General features: G+C 71.5%; 14 protein-coding genes. 8 read left to right on the top strand and 6 right to left on the bottom strand.

Translation table 11 applies throughout. From position 1 onward, the window contains the following. Nucleotides 1–16: 16 nt before the first annotated feature. Together D7Y04_RS00765 and D7Y04_RS00760 are read left to right on the top strand one after the other, a co-directional pair. Entirely contained in the window at nucleotides 17–1,585 is a 1,569-nt protein-coding gene (locus D7Y04_RS00765; protein WP_121758021.1) for an AMP-binding protein, read from the top strand. Between the two features lie 177 nt (nucleotides 1,586–1,762). Further along, the gene (locus D7Y04_RS00760; RefSeq protein ID WP_120579016.1) at nucleotides 1,763–2,131 is read left to right on the top strand and encodes a response regulator; all 369 of its coding nucleotides are present in this window, start codon (nucleotides 1,763–1,765) and stop codon (nucleotides 2,129–2,131) included. A gap of 9 nt (nucleotides 2,132–2,140) precedes the next feature. Here D7Y04_RS00760 and orn read toward each other — a convergent pair whose 3' ends face one another. The 3 genes from orn to D7Y04_RS00745 form a co-directional block, all read right to left on the bottom strand. Continuing rightward, nucleotides 2,141–2,692: an oligoribonuclease gene (orn, locus tag D7Y04_RS00755; RefSeq protein ID WP_120579015.1), complete on the bottom strand. Its 552-nt coding sequence runs from the start codon at nucleotides 2,690–2,692 to the stop codon at nucleotides 2,141–2,143. Nucleotides 2,693–2,798: 106 nt separating this feature from the next. After that, complete coding sequence (locus tag D7Y04_RS00750; RefSeq protein ID WP_121758020.1) at nucleotides 2,799–3,254, bottom strand: archease; 456 nt, start codon at nucleotides 3,252–3,254, stop codon at nucleotides 2,799–2,801. 49 nt (nucleotides 3,255–3,303) lie between these two features. Continuing rightward, nucleotides 3,304–3,990 carry a phosphoribosyltransferase gene (locus tag D7Y04_RS00745; RefSeq protein WP_120596964.1) on the bottom strand — a complete coding sequence of 229 codons (687 nt, stop codon included), beginning with the start codon at nucleotides 3,988–3,990 and terminating at the stop codon, nucleotides 3,304–3,306. Between the two features lie 123 nt (nucleotides 3,991–4,113). Here D7Y04_RS00745 and D7Y04_RS00740 point away from each other — a divergent pair, with 123 nt between their 5' ends. Both D7Y04_RS00740 and D7Y04_RS00735 read left to right on the top strand, forming a co-directional pair. Further along, a complete protein-coding gene (locus tag D7Y04_RS00740) occupies nucleotides 4,114–5,034 on the top strand; it encodes a ribose-phosphate pyrophosphokinase (protein ID WP_120579012.1) in 921 nt (306 codons plus the stop codon). Nucleotides 5,035–5,045: 11 nt separating this feature from the next. Further along, on the top strand, nucleotides 5,046–5,798 hold the full coding sequence (locus D7Y04_RS00735; protein WP_120596963.1) for an enoyl-CoA hydratase: 753 nt from the start codon (nucleotides 5,046–5,048) through the stop codon (nucleotides 5,796–5,798). Nucleotides 5,799–5,876: 78 nt separating this feature from the next. Here D7Y04_RS00735 and D7Y04_RS00730 read toward each other — a convergent pair whose 3' ends face one another. Further along, on the bottom strand, nucleotides 5,877–8,630 hold the full coding sequence (locus D7Y04_RS00730) for a M1 family metallopeptidase (RefSeq protein WP_121758019.1): 2,754 nt from the start codon (nucleotides 8,628–8,630) through the stop codon (nucleotides 5,877–5,879). Between the two features lie 212 nt (nucleotides 8,631–8,842). Between D7Y04_RS00730 and D7Y04_RS00725 the strand changes: the two genes are divergently transcribed. Beyond that, complete coding sequence (locus D7Y04_RS00725; protein WP_370457076.1) at nucleotides 8,843–9,763, top strand: lysophospholipid acyltransferase family protein; 921 nt, start codon at nucleotides 8,843–8,845, stop codon at nucleotides 9,761–9,763. A 100-nt stretch (nucleotides 9,764–9,863) separates the two neighbouring features. On the opposite strand, the gene alr is transcribed toward D7Y04_RS00725, so the two are convergent. Next, the gene (gene alr, locus D7Y04_RS00720; protein WP_199749587.1) at nucleotides 9,864–11,081 is read right to left on the bottom strand and encodes an alanine racemase; all 1,218 of its coding nucleotides are present in this window, start codon (nucleotides 11,079–11,081) and stop codon (nucleotides 9,864–9,866) included. A gap of 318 nt (nucleotides 11,082–11,399) precedes the next feature. On the opposite strand from alr, the gene D7Y04_RS00715 reads away from it, so the two are divergent. The 3 genes from D7Y04_RS00715 (at nucleotide 11,400) to D7Y04_RS00705 (ending at nucleotide 14,322) form a co-directional block, all read left to right on the top strand. Next, the gene (locus D7Y04_RS00715; protein ID WP_120596960.1) at nucleotides 11,400–12,260 is read left to right on the top strand and encodes a sigma-70 family RNA polymerase sigma factor; all 861 of its coding nucleotides are present in this window, start codon (nucleotides 11,400–11,402) and stop codon (nucleotides 12,258–12,260) included. A gap of 86 nt (nucleotides 12,261–12,346) precedes the next feature. After that, on the top strand, nucleotides 12,347–13,003 hold the full coding sequence (locus D7Y04_RS00710; protein ID WP_121758018.1) for a metallophosphoesterase: 657 nt from the start codon (nucleotides 12,347–12,349) through the stop codon (nucleotides 13,001–13,003). 248 nt (nucleotides 13,004–13,251) lie between these two features. Further along, nucleotides 13,252–14,322 (top strand): hypothetical protein, encoded by a 1,071-nt coding sequence (locus tag D7Y04_RS00705; protein WP_147477015.1) that lies wholly within the window; start codon nucleotides 13,252–13,254, stop codon nucleotides 14,320–14,322. 16 nt (nucleotides 14,323–14,338) lie between these two features. On the opposite strand, the gene D7Y04_RS00700 is transcribed toward D7Y04_RS00705, so the two are convergent. Continuing rightward, nucleotides 14,339–15,223: a zinc ribbon domain-containing protein gene (locus D7Y04_RS00700; RefSeq protein ID WP_147454629.1), complete on the bottom strand. Its 885-nt coding sequence runs from the start codon at nucleotides 15,221–15,223 to the stop codon at nucleotides 14,339–14,341. Nucleotides 15,224–15,320 lie beyond the last annotated feature (97 nt).

Raw genomic sequence — 15,320 nt, 5'->3', positions numbered from 1 at the left:
CAGGTAGGCTCGTGCCATGCCGGCCTCCCTGCTTGAAGTGTTCCTGGACCATGCCCGTCACGAACCCTCTCGCCCGCTGCTCTCCTTCGAGGGGACCACGTACACGCGGGGACAGATGGCGGAGCGAGTTACCGCGTTTGCTCGCGGACTCAAGGCCCGAGGACTGGCTGCTGGCGACCGCGTCGCGCTCTTCCTGGAGAACAGCGACGCGTTCGTCGTCACCTGGCTGGGTGTCCAGGCCGCTGGCTGCGTCGCCGTGCTCGTCAACACCGCGTACCGCCAGGTGGAGCTCGCTCACATCCTCTCCGACGCGGAGGTGAAGGTCTGCGTCACCGGGACCTCTGGCGCCTCGGAGCTCGCGCCTCTTCGCGACCAACTCCCATCCCTGCAATGGCTCATCACCGTGGAGCCGCCCCCATCCGGGCTCCCCGCGTCCCTCCCAACCGTGGCGTTCCAGGACGTGCTCACACAGGGCGCCGCATCCACCGCGGCCCTGCCCCTGCCCCGCGCGGAGGACCTCGCCGTGCTGGGCTACACGTCCGGCACCACCGGCCGCTCCAAGGGCGCCATGCTCCAGCACCGGCAGCTGCTCTCCAACGTGCGCGCCGTCACCGAAGCCTGGCACTGGACCGACGCGGATCGGCTGCTGCTCACCCTTCCGCTCTTCCACACCCACGGCCTCATGGTGGGCCTCCACGGCACCCTCTTCACCGGAGCCAGCGCGGACCTGCGCCGCCGCTTCGTCGCTTCCGAAGCGCTCACCGCCCTCCACGATGATGCGTCCCTCACCCTCTTCTTCGGCGTGCCCACCATGTACGGCCGCCTCCTGGAGGAGTCCCGCCGCACTGGCGTGACGCCGCGCCGCTTGCGCCTGTGGGTCTCCGGCTCCGCCCCCTTGAGCCCCCAGCTGTGCCTGGACATCGAGGCGCGCTTCGGCGCTCGCATCCTGGAGCGCTACGGCATGACCGAAACGATCATGAACACCACCCAGCCCTACGACGGCGAACGCCGCCCCGGCACCGTGGGCATGCCCTTCCCCGGCCAGGAGGCCCGCGTCGTGGATGTGCGCTCCCGCCAGCCCCTGCACCGCGGCGAAACAGGCGAAATCGAAGTCCGTGGCCCCCACGTCTTCACCGGCTACTGGCGCCGCCCGGACGCCACCGCCGAAGCCTTCGACGCGGACGGCTGGTTCCGCACCGGCGACCTGGGCGAATGGGACCCGGACGGATTCCTGCGCATCACCGGCCGGGCCCGGGAGCTCATCATCAGCGGTGGCTTCAACATCTACCCCCGCGAAGTCGAAGAGGTCCTCACCGCGCACCCCGCCGTCGCCGAGGCCGCCGTCCTGGGCCTGCCCGACCCGGACTTCGGTGAGCAGGTCGTCGCCGTCATCGTCCCCCACCCCGGCGCCCCCACCGACGCCCAGGCCCTGGTGGACTGGTGCCGCGAACGGCTCGCTGCCTTCAAGAAGCCGCGCCGCGTCGTCTTCACCGACGCCCTTCCCCGCAACGCCCTCGGAAAGGTCCAGAAACACATCCTCAAGGAGCGCCTGGCCGGCGCCCAGGCCACATCCACCGCCACCTGACCAACAGAACGCACACCGTCCCCTGGCCGAACTGGCGCGCGGACCTACCTTCTCCCGCGAGAGAAAATGGAGCCACCGCCTGACGTCCGACCCCGCCCGCCTCCCGTCCAGCCCGCCCCCGGCCTCCCGGCCGACAGGGGTCCCGGGCCGGGTGCGTGCGGTGGAGGGGGCTCGCGCATGAAGCGGTTACTCATCGTGGACGACGAGTTCGCCATCGTGGAGGCGCTCGAGGACATCCTGTCCCTCGAAGGCTACGACATCGTCACCGCGTACAACGGCGACGAGGGTCTCCAGCGGCTCATGACCTCCAAGCCGGACCTGGTGCTGTTGGATTTGATGATGCCGGTGATGGACGGCGGAGAGCTGCTGCGCCGCATCCGCGCCCATCCGGACCTGTGCGACCTGCCCGTGGTGGTGATGAGCGCGGGCCGCCTCACGGACGAGGAGCGCCGCGCCAGCTCCCACTTCCTCGCCAAGCCCTTCGAGCTGGACGACCTGCTGGGCACCATCGCGAAGCAGCTGCCCGCGGACGGAGCCCTCGCCTGAAGGCTGCGATTAGCCCGGCGTCGCGCGGAAGAGGACGTCGCGGTAGTACTGCAGCTCGCTGATGCTGGAGCGCAGGTCCGCGAGCGCGGTGTGCCCACTGGGCGGCTTGCGCGGCTCCACCAGCGCCGGGTACCAGGCGCGCGTAATCACCTTGAGGCTCGTCACATCCACCATGCGGTAGTGCAGGTAGCGGTCCACCATGGGCATGTGGTCGATGAGGAAGCGCCGGTCCGTGTGGATGGAGTTGCCCGCGAGGATGCCCTCGCCCAGGTCGCAGTAGTCCGCGATGAAGGACGTCACCTCGCGCTCCACCACGCGCAGGGACGACGTGGACGCGCGCACCTTCTCCAGCAGGCCGTTCTTCGTGTGCATCTCGCGCACGACGGGCTCCATGCGCTGGAGCATCTCCTCCGGCTGCCAGACGACGCGCTCGAACTCGCCCATGGGGCGCAGGTCCGGGCCGGTGACGATGATGCCCACCTCGATGATGCCGCAGGTATTGGGGTCCAGCCCGGTCATCTCCAGGTCGAGCCATACAAAGCGGATGTCACGGGAAGCCATGTCCGGAGGGTCCTGGTCGCGAAGAGGAAGACGCCCCCTATAGCAGCCCGGAGCCCCGGCGCACCCCCTCCGTGGACGAATCGTCCCGCCGCGCCCGCCTGCCTCCCTAGAAGTCCACCAGCGCCTCGGCGGTCCACACGCCCTCCGGCCCCTGGCGCACGGACACTTCGGTGAGCGACGCGCCCGTCACCGCCACGTGCGTGCCATGGCGAGCCTGTCCCGCGCGCTCGCCAAAGCCGTGGCCGAAGAGGTTCAGCCCGTCCAGCCGCACCACGAAGCACTGGAAGCGCAGGCGCCGTCCGGCCATCGCGCCCACCACCGCCCGCAGCCAGTCCGCGAGCAGCTGGTCATGGTCCGAGGACTGGCAGTCCACCTCCAGCTCCTCGTGCGCCTCCACGCTGCGCGGGTCCGTCACCAACGCGCAGAGTCCCAGCGCCGCCATCTCGAAGGCCTGCTCCATGGAGCGGCCCACGCCCCGCACCCCGAGCAGCTCCTCGCGCGTGAAGTGCTCCCAGTGCGTCCGGGGCCTGCGGTCATCCGCATGCACGGTTTCCACATCCATACGTCCTCCTCATGTCCTCGTCGTCATCCACTTCCGTTCCCGAAGCCCGTCAGAACCACCACCCGCCCGCCACGTCCGGAGCCACGCCCTGCGGCCGGGCGGGACTGGCCTCCCGGGCGCGCGTGAGCCAGCGCCGCAGCTCGTCCTGGGTGAGCGCGGGGAAGGTGTCGTAGGCCTCGGAGACCTCGCGCAGCGTGGGGTCCAGCGTCAGCGCGTGCACCGCGTCCGCGCGGCTCCGGACGAGCTCCAGCGCGCGAGGCGTCGCCACGCCCACCGCCACGATGCGCCGGCGCACGCCCTGCTGCTTCAGCGCCAGGAGCGCCGCGGTCACCGTGGCGCCCGTCACCATCCCGTCATCCACCAGCAGCGCCGTGCAGCCGCGGATCCGCGGCGTGAGGCCGCCTCGCAGCTGCCGGGCCTGATGCTCCACGTCGTCCACCTCCTCGTGCACGAAGCGCTGGAGCGTCTCCCCGGGCAGCTTCGCCTGGCTTGCGGCCTGGGGGTCCAGGTACAGCCCGCCGCCCTCCGTCACCGCGCCCAGCATGAGGCGGCCCCCCGGCACGCGCAGCCGCCGCGCCACCCACAGGTCCAGGGGAGCCCTCAGTGCCCGGGCCACCTCGTACGCCACGCGCAGCCCGCCGCGCGTCAGCCCCAGGACGCACACGTCCCCGGAGCGGTAGGGCGCCAACACCCCCGCGAGCTTCTGCCCCGCCTCCGCCCTGTCCCGGAAACGCATCGGTCTGCCTCCACCCCCGGAAGGTGCTCTTCCCTTCGGAGTGTGTCGGCGGAGGCACGTTCAGTGGCTCTCCTGGCGGCATGCCCGGGGGGCCAGGGCACCGCGAGCACCTCCCGCGCTAGGGTGCGGCCCATGACGCCCATCGCCCTCGTCGTCGGCAGTGCCAGTCCCCACCTCGGCCGTGCGCTCGCCCAGGCGTTCGGCGCGGAGCCGGTGGGGGTGAAGCGGGAGCGCTTCCCGGATGGAGAACTGCACATCGAGGTGCCCCCGGAGGAGGTGCGCGGCCGCCGCGTCGTCATCCTCCAGTCCTCCACCCCGCCCGTGGGCGAGAACCTGATGGAGCTGCTGCTGCTCGCGGACGCGTGCTGGCGGGCGGGCGCGGCCTCGATGGAGGCGGTGATTCCCTACGTGGGCTATGCGCGCCAGGACCGGCGGGCCCGGCCGGGCGAGCCCCTGGGCGGCCGTCTGGTGGCGGACATGGTGTCCCATGGCCGCTTCACGCGCGTGTTCACCGTGGACCTGCACAACCCGGCGCTGGAGGGCTGCTTCGGCGCCCCGCTGGAGCACCTGTCCGCGCTGCCACTGCTGGCGGACGCGCTGCGCCCCCACGTCACCGACACGACCGTGGTGGTGGCGCCCGACCTGGGCGCGGTGAAGCGGGCGGAGGCGCTGGCGAAGCTGCTCGGCCGTCCGTGGGCGGTGGTGCACAAGGCGCGGCTGAGCGGCAACGACGTGGAGACGCTGGGCCTGCTGGGCCAGGTGCGCGGCATGCGCCCCATCCTGGTGGACGACATGGTGTCCACCGGCGGCACGCTGGCGGCGGCGGCGAAGGAGCTCAAGGGCGAGGGCTGCGTGGACGACTTCATCCTCGCCACCACGCACGCCCTGCTGGTGGGCCCCGCGCTGGAGCGCCTGCACGGCGTGCCGGTGAAGCGGCTGGTCAGCACGGACAGTGTGGAGCACCGGCAGGACCTGCCCTTCCCCCACCAGGTGGTGACGCTGGCCCCGCTGCTCTTGCGCGCACTGCGGCCCGACGCGCGTTAGTCTGCCCGGCCATGTCCGACACGCTTCTGACGCAGCTCGACGCCGGGGTCTTCTCCGTCACCTTCAACCGGCCGGAGAAGAAGAACGCCTTCACCCACGCCATGTACGAGGCCGCCACCGCCGCCCTCCTGGAGGCGGACCGCCGCGACGACGTCCGGGTGGTCCTCCTGTCCGGCGCGGGCGGCGCGTTCACGGCGGGCAATGACATTGGCGACTTCCTGGAGCACCCGCCCACGGGCGAGGACGCCGCGGTGTTCCAGTACCTGCGCGCCCTGGCCGGGCTCTCCAAGCCCGTGCTCGCGGCGGTGGAGGGCGCGGCGGTGGGCATTGGCACCACCATGCTCCTGCACTGCGACTACGTGGTGGCCGGGGAGAAGACGCGCTTCAACATGCCCTTCGTCAACCTGGGCCTGTGCGCGGAAGGCGCCAGCAGCCTGCTGCTGCCTCGCATGGCGGGCTTCGCGCTGGCGTCGGAGCTGCTGCTGTTCGGCGACCCGTTCGACGCGGCCACCGCGCTGCGCGCCGGCATCATCAACAAGGCCGTCCCGGAGGCGCAGCTGAAGGAAGTGGCCACCGAGCGCGCTCGCGCCCTGGCCCAGCGTCCCGCCCAGGCCCTGAAGGTGACCAAGGCGCTCATCCGCGGCCCGCTGCGTGAGCAGGTGGACGCCGCCCTGAAGCGCGAAGGCGCCGAGTTCGTCCAGCGCCTCGCCTCCGATGAAGCCAAGGAAGCCTTCATGTCCTTCATGTCGCGCGGCCGGAAGTAGTCCTTCCCGCCGCGACGCGTGCAGCACTCCCGGGTCCGCGTGCATGTCACGCGGACCCGGTGTTGTTTCAGGGACTGACTACCGCGGCGCGGGCGGCGCCTGCGGAGTCTTGGCCGGCTTGCCGGTCAGGAAGGCCCCGATGCTCGCGCCCTGGGCCTCCTTCAGCGCGATGCACTGGTCCACGATTTCCAGCACCTGCCGCAGCACGCGCTCGGAGCCGGGCACCTTGTCCACGCGCGGCTCGAAGAGGGCGGCCACCTCCTGGCGCTTGCCCGCGTCGCAGTAGCCGGCGCCCATGTACGGCAGCCGCGAGCCCATGCCCTCCGGCAGCAGGCCCGGCTTGTCGTCGGTGCCCACCAGCGTGTCGAAGTTCGTCTTCAGGAACTCCACCGCGGTGTCCCGGGTGCGGGGGTCCCGGGACGCGCCCATCAGGAGCCACAGGTTCTCACGCATGTCCTGCTTCGGGTCGAGCAGCAGCTCCAGGTTCGCCTTCACCAGCTTCGGGTCCGTGGCGTGACTCAGGCCGCCCAGCAACTGCTGACGCTGGTAGCGGCTCGTCTCACCGCGCAGGGCCTCCATCAGCTTCGTGTGCAGGGCCGCGTCCCCGTGCTCCACCGCGATGGCGAGCACCGCGCCCACGACGTCCGGCGCCACCGCCTTGCGGTCCTTGAGCCACTGGTCCGCCAGCGTGCGCGCTTCGGCGATGAGCTTCGGGTCGTCGCCCTCGTTGCCGGCGAGCTCCAGCAGGCGCGGACGCAGCAGGCGCAGGTCCTCGCTCTCACCGGCGCGCGGCTTGAAGCCCAGCTTGCGCGCGCGCGGCCCGAAGGTGTCTCGGACGTAGCGGGCGCGGTCCGCGTTCTGCGCCTCCGGGAGCAGCCGCGACGACACCAGGTCCATCAGCTCCAGGCCCGCCTCCAGCACCTGCCGGTCCGGGTCCTCCGCCACGCCGGTGAGCAGCGGCAGCGCGTCCGCCGCGGGCATGAGCCCCGCCTTCGCCAGCGCCAGCGAGTCACTCAGCAGCACCACCCGCTCCGCGCGCGACAGCTTCGACAGGCCGGACTTCATCAGCTTCGCGTGCGCATCACCCGCCAGGCGCATGCGGTAGTAGCCCGAGCCGTCCGCGTTGGGGAACACCCACGCCGGGCATGCCTTCGCCTCCGTCAGGGCGATCTCCGCCTTCTCCTCCGTCATCAGCGTGCACGCGGTGGCGTCCTTGCCCGCGCCCGGGTACTTCACGCACACCGGCACCTTCCACGACTGCGCCTCCGGGGCCTTGGAGCCCAGGCGCATGTAGCGCTGCTGGGTGAGGGCCACGCGCGGCTTGCCGCCGTCGCACAGCAGGGTCGCGGTGATGAAGGGCGCGCCCGTCTGGTCCAGGAAGCTGTTCATCACCTGGGACACGTCCTTGCCGGACTCGGCGGACAGCGCGTCCAGGAAGTCCTTCGCGGTGGCGTTCTTCCCCGCGTGCGCGCGGATGTAGCGCTGGATGCCCTTCTGGAAGACGTCGCGGCCCAGCCACGTCTCCGCCATGGCCAGCACAGCGCTGCCCTTGCCGTAGGTGATGCCGTCGAAGGCGTTCTGGATGTCACCCGCGTTCTGGATGGGCTGGCGGATGAAGCGCGCGGCGACGAGGCTGTCCGCGTCCAGCGCGTCGTTGCGGGACTGCACGCGCTCGACCGGCGCATCCCACGTGGGCTGGTACGTCTCCACGATGCGCGGGGTCATCCACGAGGCGAAGGACTCGTTGAGCCACAGGTCGTCCCACCACGCCAGGGTGACCAGGTCGCCGAACCACTGGTGCGCCAGCTCGTGCACCTGCACGTTCGCGAACGCGCGCTGGCGCCACACGGCGTCCTCCTCCGGCTTCGCCAGCGCGAGGCGCGAGTTGAACGTCACGAGGCCCGGGTTCTCCATGGCGCCGCCCATCAGCGGCACCGCGAGCACGTCCAGCTTCTCGTACGCGTACGGGATGCCGAAGTACGCCTCCAGGCGCTCCAGGATTTCCGGCGTCACCTTCGCGGCCCACGCGCCTTCGCTCGCCCGGCCACGCGGCGTGATGATGCGCGTCTTCACCTGCTTCTGCCCCGCGTCGCGCGCGGGCAGGAAGTCGAACGGGCCCACGCCGAAGGCGATGAGGTAGCTGGGCAGGGGCTGCGTGGGGGCGAAGCGGTAGATGTGCCAGCCGTCCGCGCCCTTCTCGTCCGCGAGCTGCGGCGTGTTGGTGACGGCCACGTTGCCTTCCGGCACGTGGAAGGTGAGCTGCCACGGCACCTTGAAGCCGGGCTCGTCGAAGGACGGGAAGGCGCGGCGCGCGCCCAGCGGCTCGAACTGCGTGTAGATGTACCAGTCGCCGCCCTCGTTGACGCGGAAGGCGCCGGACGTCTCACGCTCGGACGCGGTGCCCGTGTACGTGAGGTGCAGCTTCGCGCCGCCCACGGCCAGCGGCTTCGCCAGCGTCAGGCCGAGGAAGTCCTCGCCGGAGGAGGAGGCCTTGAGCGTCTGCGTGACGCCGCCCTGCTCCAGCGTGGCCTCCTTCACGATGAGGCCCTTGCCGTGCATCCAGATGACGTTGGTGGCCTTGGCCACCTCCAGCATGACGTCGACGGTGCCTTCGAAGGACTCGGCCTTCGGATCCATCTTCAAGACGATGGCGTACTTCGTGGGCCGCACGTCCTCGGGCAGCCGCAGCGTGGGAGGCGTGGGCGCTGTGGCCGCCTGGATGGCGGGCGGCGTTTCAACAGCACCGGGAGCGGGAGCGTTACCCTGTCGGGCACCGCATGCCGCAAGGAAGGTTACGGTGGCCAGGGCCACCGGACGGAGCAGGTTGGGCATGGCCGCGCAGTGTGGACCAGAGCAGCCTGGCAAGGTAGCGACGAGCAAGCGGTGCGTGGCCTTGCTGTCAGGTCGTGTTCGCGATGGAGTGCGCCGCTGTGTCCGCTCCCCTTTCATCGCATCCGCTGCCATCGCAAACGAACACCCCCCCCGAGGGGAAAAGGCCGCCGGAGCACCTGCGCCGCATCATCGGCTCGCCGCCGGGCCCCCTCGTGGCCTTCCTGACGCGAGGCGTCTGGGCGTTGCTCACCGCGTTGTCACCGAAAGCGCGGGATGCGCTCGCACGCTTCGTGGCGAACCTGGCCTACACGCTGGGCATCCGCCGCAAGGTGGCGCTGGACAACCTGGCGCACGCCATGCCGGAGAAGAGTGAAGCCGAGCGCCACGACATCGCGCGGGGTGCGTACCTCACCATGGCGCGCGTGGTGGTGGAGTCGCTGCCTTCCGGCGACAGGATGACGTCGGACTGGGACCAGCAAGGCATCGAGGGCGAGGAGGCGTGGGCGGCGCTCAAGGCGCACGTGGCCACGGGCAAGGGCGCGCTGCTGGTGACGGCGCACTTCGGCAACTGGGAGCTGGTGGGCCAGATGCTGATCCGCTGGGGCATCCCGCTCAACGCGCTGGTGCGTCCGCTCAAGGGCGCGCTGAACACGCGCATCGCGGTGAACCGGTTGGGCGCGGGCGCGGGGCTCATCTATCCGAAGGGCGCGATTCAAGAGATTACGGAAGCGGTGAACCGCGGCGAGTCCGCGTACATGCTGCTGGACCAGGCGCTGCCCGCGAAGTCCGCGGTGTTCGTGCCCTTCTTCGGCCGGCTCGCGTCCACGACGCCCGCGATGGCGGTGGCCGCCGAACGCACGGGCGTGCCGGTGTTCGTGGTGATGGGCGTGCGGCCTCCCGGCCCTGGCGCGCGCTACAAGCTGGAGGTGGAGGGCCCCATCCTCCCGCCGCAGCCCGGCGAGTGCGCGGACCCCATCACCGAGCACACCGCGCGAGTCACCGCGGCGATGGAGCGCGCCATCCGCCGGCATCCGGAGCAGTGGCTGTGGCTGCACCGCCGCTGGAAGGTGCAGCCCCCGGAGCTCGTGACGGCGCCGTCGCCCGGCCTCACCGAGGGCCCGCCGCAGAAGTAGCCCGCAGCGCCAGGGCGTGGTCCGCCATGCGTGATGCCGGTGGCCCTCCCGGCTCCACCGAGCGCGAGGAGGCACCAGCGGTGCGACCCGGTAGGCCTCGTTACTCCACGACGACGCGGCGCAGGTGCGCGCCCAGGCGTGTCACCAGCTCGTAGTGAATGGTCTGCGCCCAGCCGGACAGGGACTCGGCGGACACGGACTCTTCTCCATCGCGGCCCAGGAGCGTGGCCGTCACCGGGCGCTCATCGGTCGTGGCGCGCGTCACGTCCACCATCAGGTGGTTCATCATCACGCGGCCCAGCACCGCGCACCGCCGCCCGTTCACCAGCACGTGCGCCTTGCCGGACGCGAGGCGCGGATAGCCGTCGTAGTAGCCCACCGGCAATACAGCGATGCGCGTGGGCTCCGGGCAGCGGTACGTGCAGCCGTAGCCCACGTACGCGCCCGCGGGCAGCCACTTCACCACCTGGCTCTTGCACCGCCACGACAGCACCGGCTTGAGCACCGGCAGCTCGCCCAACACCAACCGCGCGGACAGCCGTGTCTCCGGTGAGGGCCACAAGCCGTACAGCGAGATGCCCACGCGCGCCGCCTCGAAGCGCGCCCGGGGCAGCACCAGCGCCGCGGCGCTCGCGGCGATGTGCCGCTGCAACGGCTTCGCGGGCTTCAGCTGCGCGGTCAGGTGTCCCAGCGCGGTCTCGAACGCGTCCAACTGCGCCAGCGCATACGCCTGCTCCGTCACGTCCTCCGTGTTGGCGAAGTGGCTGAGCACGCCCACCGGTTCGAACACGTCCGGCGCGTCCGCGAGGAACTGCGTCTCGCGCGGCAGCTGATCCAACGTGAAGCCTTCGCGGCCCAGGCCCGTGTCGATGTGCACGTGCACGCGCAGGGGACGCGGCAGCTTCGCGGCGCGCAGGACCGGCACCGCGTCCGCCCAGGAGTGGTCCGCCACCACCGCGTCGATGCCCTCGCGAGCCAGCACGACAGCCTCTTCCGGGGCCACCGCGCCCAGCACCACCACCTGCCGCGCGGGCAGGCTGTGCGTGGACTCGTGCGTGCGAACCGTGAGCGCGTCCTGCGGCGCGATGAAGTAGAGGACGTCCACGCCCTCGTGCACCAACGGCAGCACCTGGGCCAGGCCGTGGCCGTAGGCGTTGCCCTTGAGCACCGCGCCCAGCGCTCGGGGTGTGGGGCCGGTGGACTCCAGCGCGCGGAACGCCGCCACGTTGTGCCTGAGGTGGGACGCGCTCACCTCCAACCACGAGGAGTACACCGCGTCACCAGGCCCGACTCCGAGCCCCACACCGACTTCTTCCACGTTCACACCTCCGCACCAGCCCACGTCCCGGATGGCTCTACCAGCAAAGCGCAGGCCATGGGCGGCCGTGGCCGGAGGGCCACGGAGGGTGGGACGCTGGCTGGATGCCACTCGGGCGGACGAGGGTGGAGAGGGGGCGCCCCGCACGGCCAGGGGGGCGTGTTCGGGTGGACACGCGCGGCGCGGAGCGTGTCCCGGGGGACACCTGACAGGTGGGAGCCTCTGCGCGACATGTCGGGTGACACCGCGTCGCGACAGGGGCCGGTGGTAGTGTCCTCTGCCGTGGCCGCACCTGAATTGCCCTTAGCCCAGGCTTTCATGACCGCCCGGGGAAAGACGGAGCCGGCAGGCGCCCTCTCCGTCCTCCAGGAGCGGCTGGCCCTGGCCCTGGACGCGGCCCGGCAGTCGTGGCCGGACATCCCCCTGGAAGGGTCGCGCTTCGCGGCGCATCTGGCGCGGCTGGTGCCCGCGGACGGCCACGAGGACGCCTGGGGCAAGCTGCACATGGCGGACGTGTACCTGGCCCGGGCGGCGGCGGATGGCCTGCCCTCGGCGCTGGCCACGTTCGAGGAGCGCCTGATGCCGGAGGTGGACGCGGCGGTGGCGCGGCTGAGGCTGCCCCCGGCCGGGCTGGATGAAGTCCGTCAGGCGCTGCGGCAGCGGATGCTGGTGGGCAGCGCGGAGGCTCCGGCGCGGCTGGCGGCGTACCCGGGCACGGGGCCACTGGCGGGCTGGGTGCGCGCGGCGGCGCTGTGGCTGGCGCTGGACTGGCAGCGGCAGCGCTCGGGGCAGGCGCAGTCGGAGGACGGCGACCTGTCCATGCTGGTGGCGCCGGGGGACGATCCGGAGCTGGCGTACCTCAAGCAGACGTACCGCGCGGAGTTCAGCGCGTCGTTCCAGGCGGCGCTGGCGGCCCTGTCCGCGCGGCAGCGCAACTTCCTGCGGCTGAAGTACCTGGACGGGCTGGGCATCGACCAACTGGGAGCGTTGTACGGAGTGCACCGCTCCACCGCGGCGCGGTGGGTGGTGGGCGCGCAGGAGGAGCTGCTGGACGGAACCAGGCAGCGGCTGACGGAGCGGCTGCGGCTGACGCGCTCCCAGTTGGACAGCGTGCTGCGGCTCATCTCCAGCCAGCTGGACGTGAGCCTGAGCCGACTGTTGCGCACGCCCTCCGAGTAACGCGGCGCGCGAGGCCCCGTCCCCCGGCGAGCCCCCCGAGAATCCCGGCAGGGCATTCGCGGATGGTGCGTTAAAGAGAGAGGAGGATGCGAACGCTCTTCATCGGAGATGTGCACGGCTGTTCCAGTGAGCTGGACGCGCTCCTGAAGGCGTGTGACTGGCAGCCCGGCGACCGGGTGGTGTTGGTGGGCGACCTGGTGGCGAAGGGGCCGGACTCCGCGGGCGTGGTGCGGCGGGCGCGCGAGCACGGCTTCCATGCGGTGAAGGGCAACCACGACGCGCACGTGCTGCGCTGGCACGGCGGCTACGCGTCCAAGGGCAAGAAGCTCAAGCCGGAGCACCGGCAGGTGCTGGACACGCTGAGCGCCGCGGACTGGGCCTGGATGGAGCGGCTGCCCTCCTACTTGCGCCTCCCGGATCTGAACGCGCTGGCGGTGCACGCGGGGCTGGTGCCGGGGGTGCCGCTCGAGGAGCAGAAGGAAGAGTTCCTCTTCAACCTGCGCAGCATCGCGGCGGACGGGACGCCGTCGAAGCGGCTGGAGGCGGGCGAGCCGTGGGGCAGCCTGTGGCAGGGCCCGGAGCTGGTCATCTTCGGCCACGACGCCATGCGCGGCCTGCAGAAGCACCCCTTCGCGGTGGGCCTGGACTCCGGCTGCGTCTACGGCGGCAAGCTCACCGCGTACGTCCTGCCGGAGGGGAAGTTCTACTCCGTGCCCGCGGCCCGCGCGTACATGACGCTGTAGGCTTCAGGGTCGAGCGTCCTTCACCATCGACGACACGAGCTCGAACATCTTCGGCTCCAAGTGCGCCCCGGCTCGTCTTCCAGCGCTCCAACGCCACCGCCACGCGAAGTCGTAGCAGGGTGAGGCGCTTGATCCGGGATGGAGGAACTCCGTCCGGTCCCCACCATGTGGGCCACGAGTGTCTTCCGCTCGCACCCGGGGCTCTGCCATATTCCTTTGAGGTCATCTTTTTCCGGGTGGAGTTCAACATGGTCCGCACCTCGAGCCTCGTCAGCGCCCTGCTCCTCGTCAGCGCCTGCCAGAAGCCCCCGGAGGCCTCCCCGGCCGTGCCTGCCGCCGTGCCAATGGCCGCGCCGGTGAAGGTGGCGCCGTTCTCACTGTCGGTGCTTCAGGACGCGGCGCCGTCGGGCTGTACCTGGCTGCGGCTGGAGTCAGACGGCAGACGCAGGGCGCTCGTCACGGTGGACGCGGCGTGTGACGGGTTGCAGCTCGCGTGGAGCCCGGACGGCAAGCACGCGGCCGTGCGCGACCCGGCAGGCAGCGCGCGAGGGCCCGGGCGCGTGTGGACGGTGGACCTGACGTCCGGGCAGGGCTCGGCGCAGCTGCTACCGGAGGAGGGGCTGACGGGCGCGGTGGGGTTCGATTCGGTGGGGCGGCTGGTGGCGTTGACCGCGCACACGGGCGAGCTGGTGAGGCGCGACGACGTCTTCCTCTTCGAAGGCCGGCGCATCCCCATCCCGGAGCTGGACGAGGGCGCGGGGCTCGCGCACGCGTACCGGCTGGATGCGGGGGCGTGGAAGCGCATCGAGACGGTGGCCACGCGAGGTGACGCGGACGCCGTGTTCGCACTCGCCACCACGGAGATGCTGGTGTCCTCCACGGTGGCCGGGGACCTGGACGCGCTGATGGCGCAGGGATTGGACGAGGGCAGTCAGGACGCGGTCCGGCTCGACGCGGTGGTGTCGGACCGGGGGCACGACGTGTTCGGCGGCTGGGCGCGCGTGGAGTCGCGCGGCGGCCCGCTGTTCGCGTGGCAGACCGCGGGCGAGCAGACCGCGCTGATGATGCCGGTGCGCTGGGAGGCGGAGGACGGCCACCTGGGCGAACCCGAGGGACTCGCCCTGCACGCCCGGAGCCCCGTGCGGGCGATGGCGCGCGGGGACCTGCTGATGCTCGCGGGCGAGACGCAGGCGCGGGTCTACGACCTGGGCTCGCGGCGCCTGGCGGCGTCCTTCGACGGCATCCGGAGCGCGCGCTTCTGGCCGGAGCCGAACTCGCTGGTGCCGCACGGTGCCACGGCGGCGACCGGGCAGCGGTAGTCGCGCGAGCCGCGCCTCAGAACTGGCCCGTGCTCTTCAAGGCCGCGAACATGATGGCGCCGTAGACGCCGCCGCAGAGGCAGCAGGAGAGCACTGGCACCAGGAGCGCGCCCGCGAGCGCCGTGCCCCAGCTGGTGCGGTGCAGCGTGCGGTAGGTGAAGGCGCGCAGGCCCATGGCCCAGAAGGGCGCGGCGTACACGGCGACGAAGGGAATCACGCCGACGATGTACGGCGCCTGGGAGATGGCGTGCGCGCGCATGGTCACGGAGAAGCCGCGCTCCACGCCGCCCATGCGGAGGATGAGGTGGTCCAGGCCCGCGTTCGCCAGGGTCATGCCGGTGCTGAACACGGGCATGAGCACGGTCCAGGCCGCCATGACCACCGTCATCCACAGCTTCAAGTCCTTCGGATCCGCGCCGCTCTTCTCCGTCTCGGGGATGAACCCCAGGATGATGCCGATGAGCGCGGTGTAGACGATGCCCGTCGACAGGAAGCCGGCGATCGCCGACAGCATCACGAAGGTCATGGAACTGCTCACGGGCGCGTCGGGGTTGACGCCCCGGAGGGTCTCCGTGGGCCGCATCAACATGCCGAAGCACGTCCGCCAGAACGCCTTGAGCGTCCCCAGCTCCGCGCGCTGGTCCCAGGGTAGCTGGCCCAGGGGTTCACGTTCGAGGCAGGTGGCGCAGACGGTGCCCTCCGGTCCCTGGCGCAGGCAGCGGGCACAGGCGAACGCGCCACAGCGCGGGCACGTGGCCACGCCGAGCCACTCGGGGTGCACTGCGCAGACAGGGTCGGCGCCGCCGGGAGCCGGGGCCACCAGCAGCGAGGCCCCGCACCGCGCGCACGTTTCAGCGCCGGGGGTGAAGGGGGCCTGACAGGAAGGACAGGAAGGCGTCATCGCCGCGCATCCTCGCACGGCCCGGGTCCCGTCACGCACGCGGCCGATGGAGAGGAGCCCCCGGCCGCAGCCGTCCAAAACCTGTCCGACAGTCGGA

The organism is Corallococcus sp. AB038B (assembly GCF_003668955.1).
GTDB classification, from domain to species: Bacteria; Myxococcota; Myxococcia; order Myxococcales; family Myxococcaceae; genus Corallococcus; species Corallococcus exiguus.
Note: the sequence above shows the minus strand (reverse complement) of the source record. Positions and strands in the feature narration are given on the sequence as shown.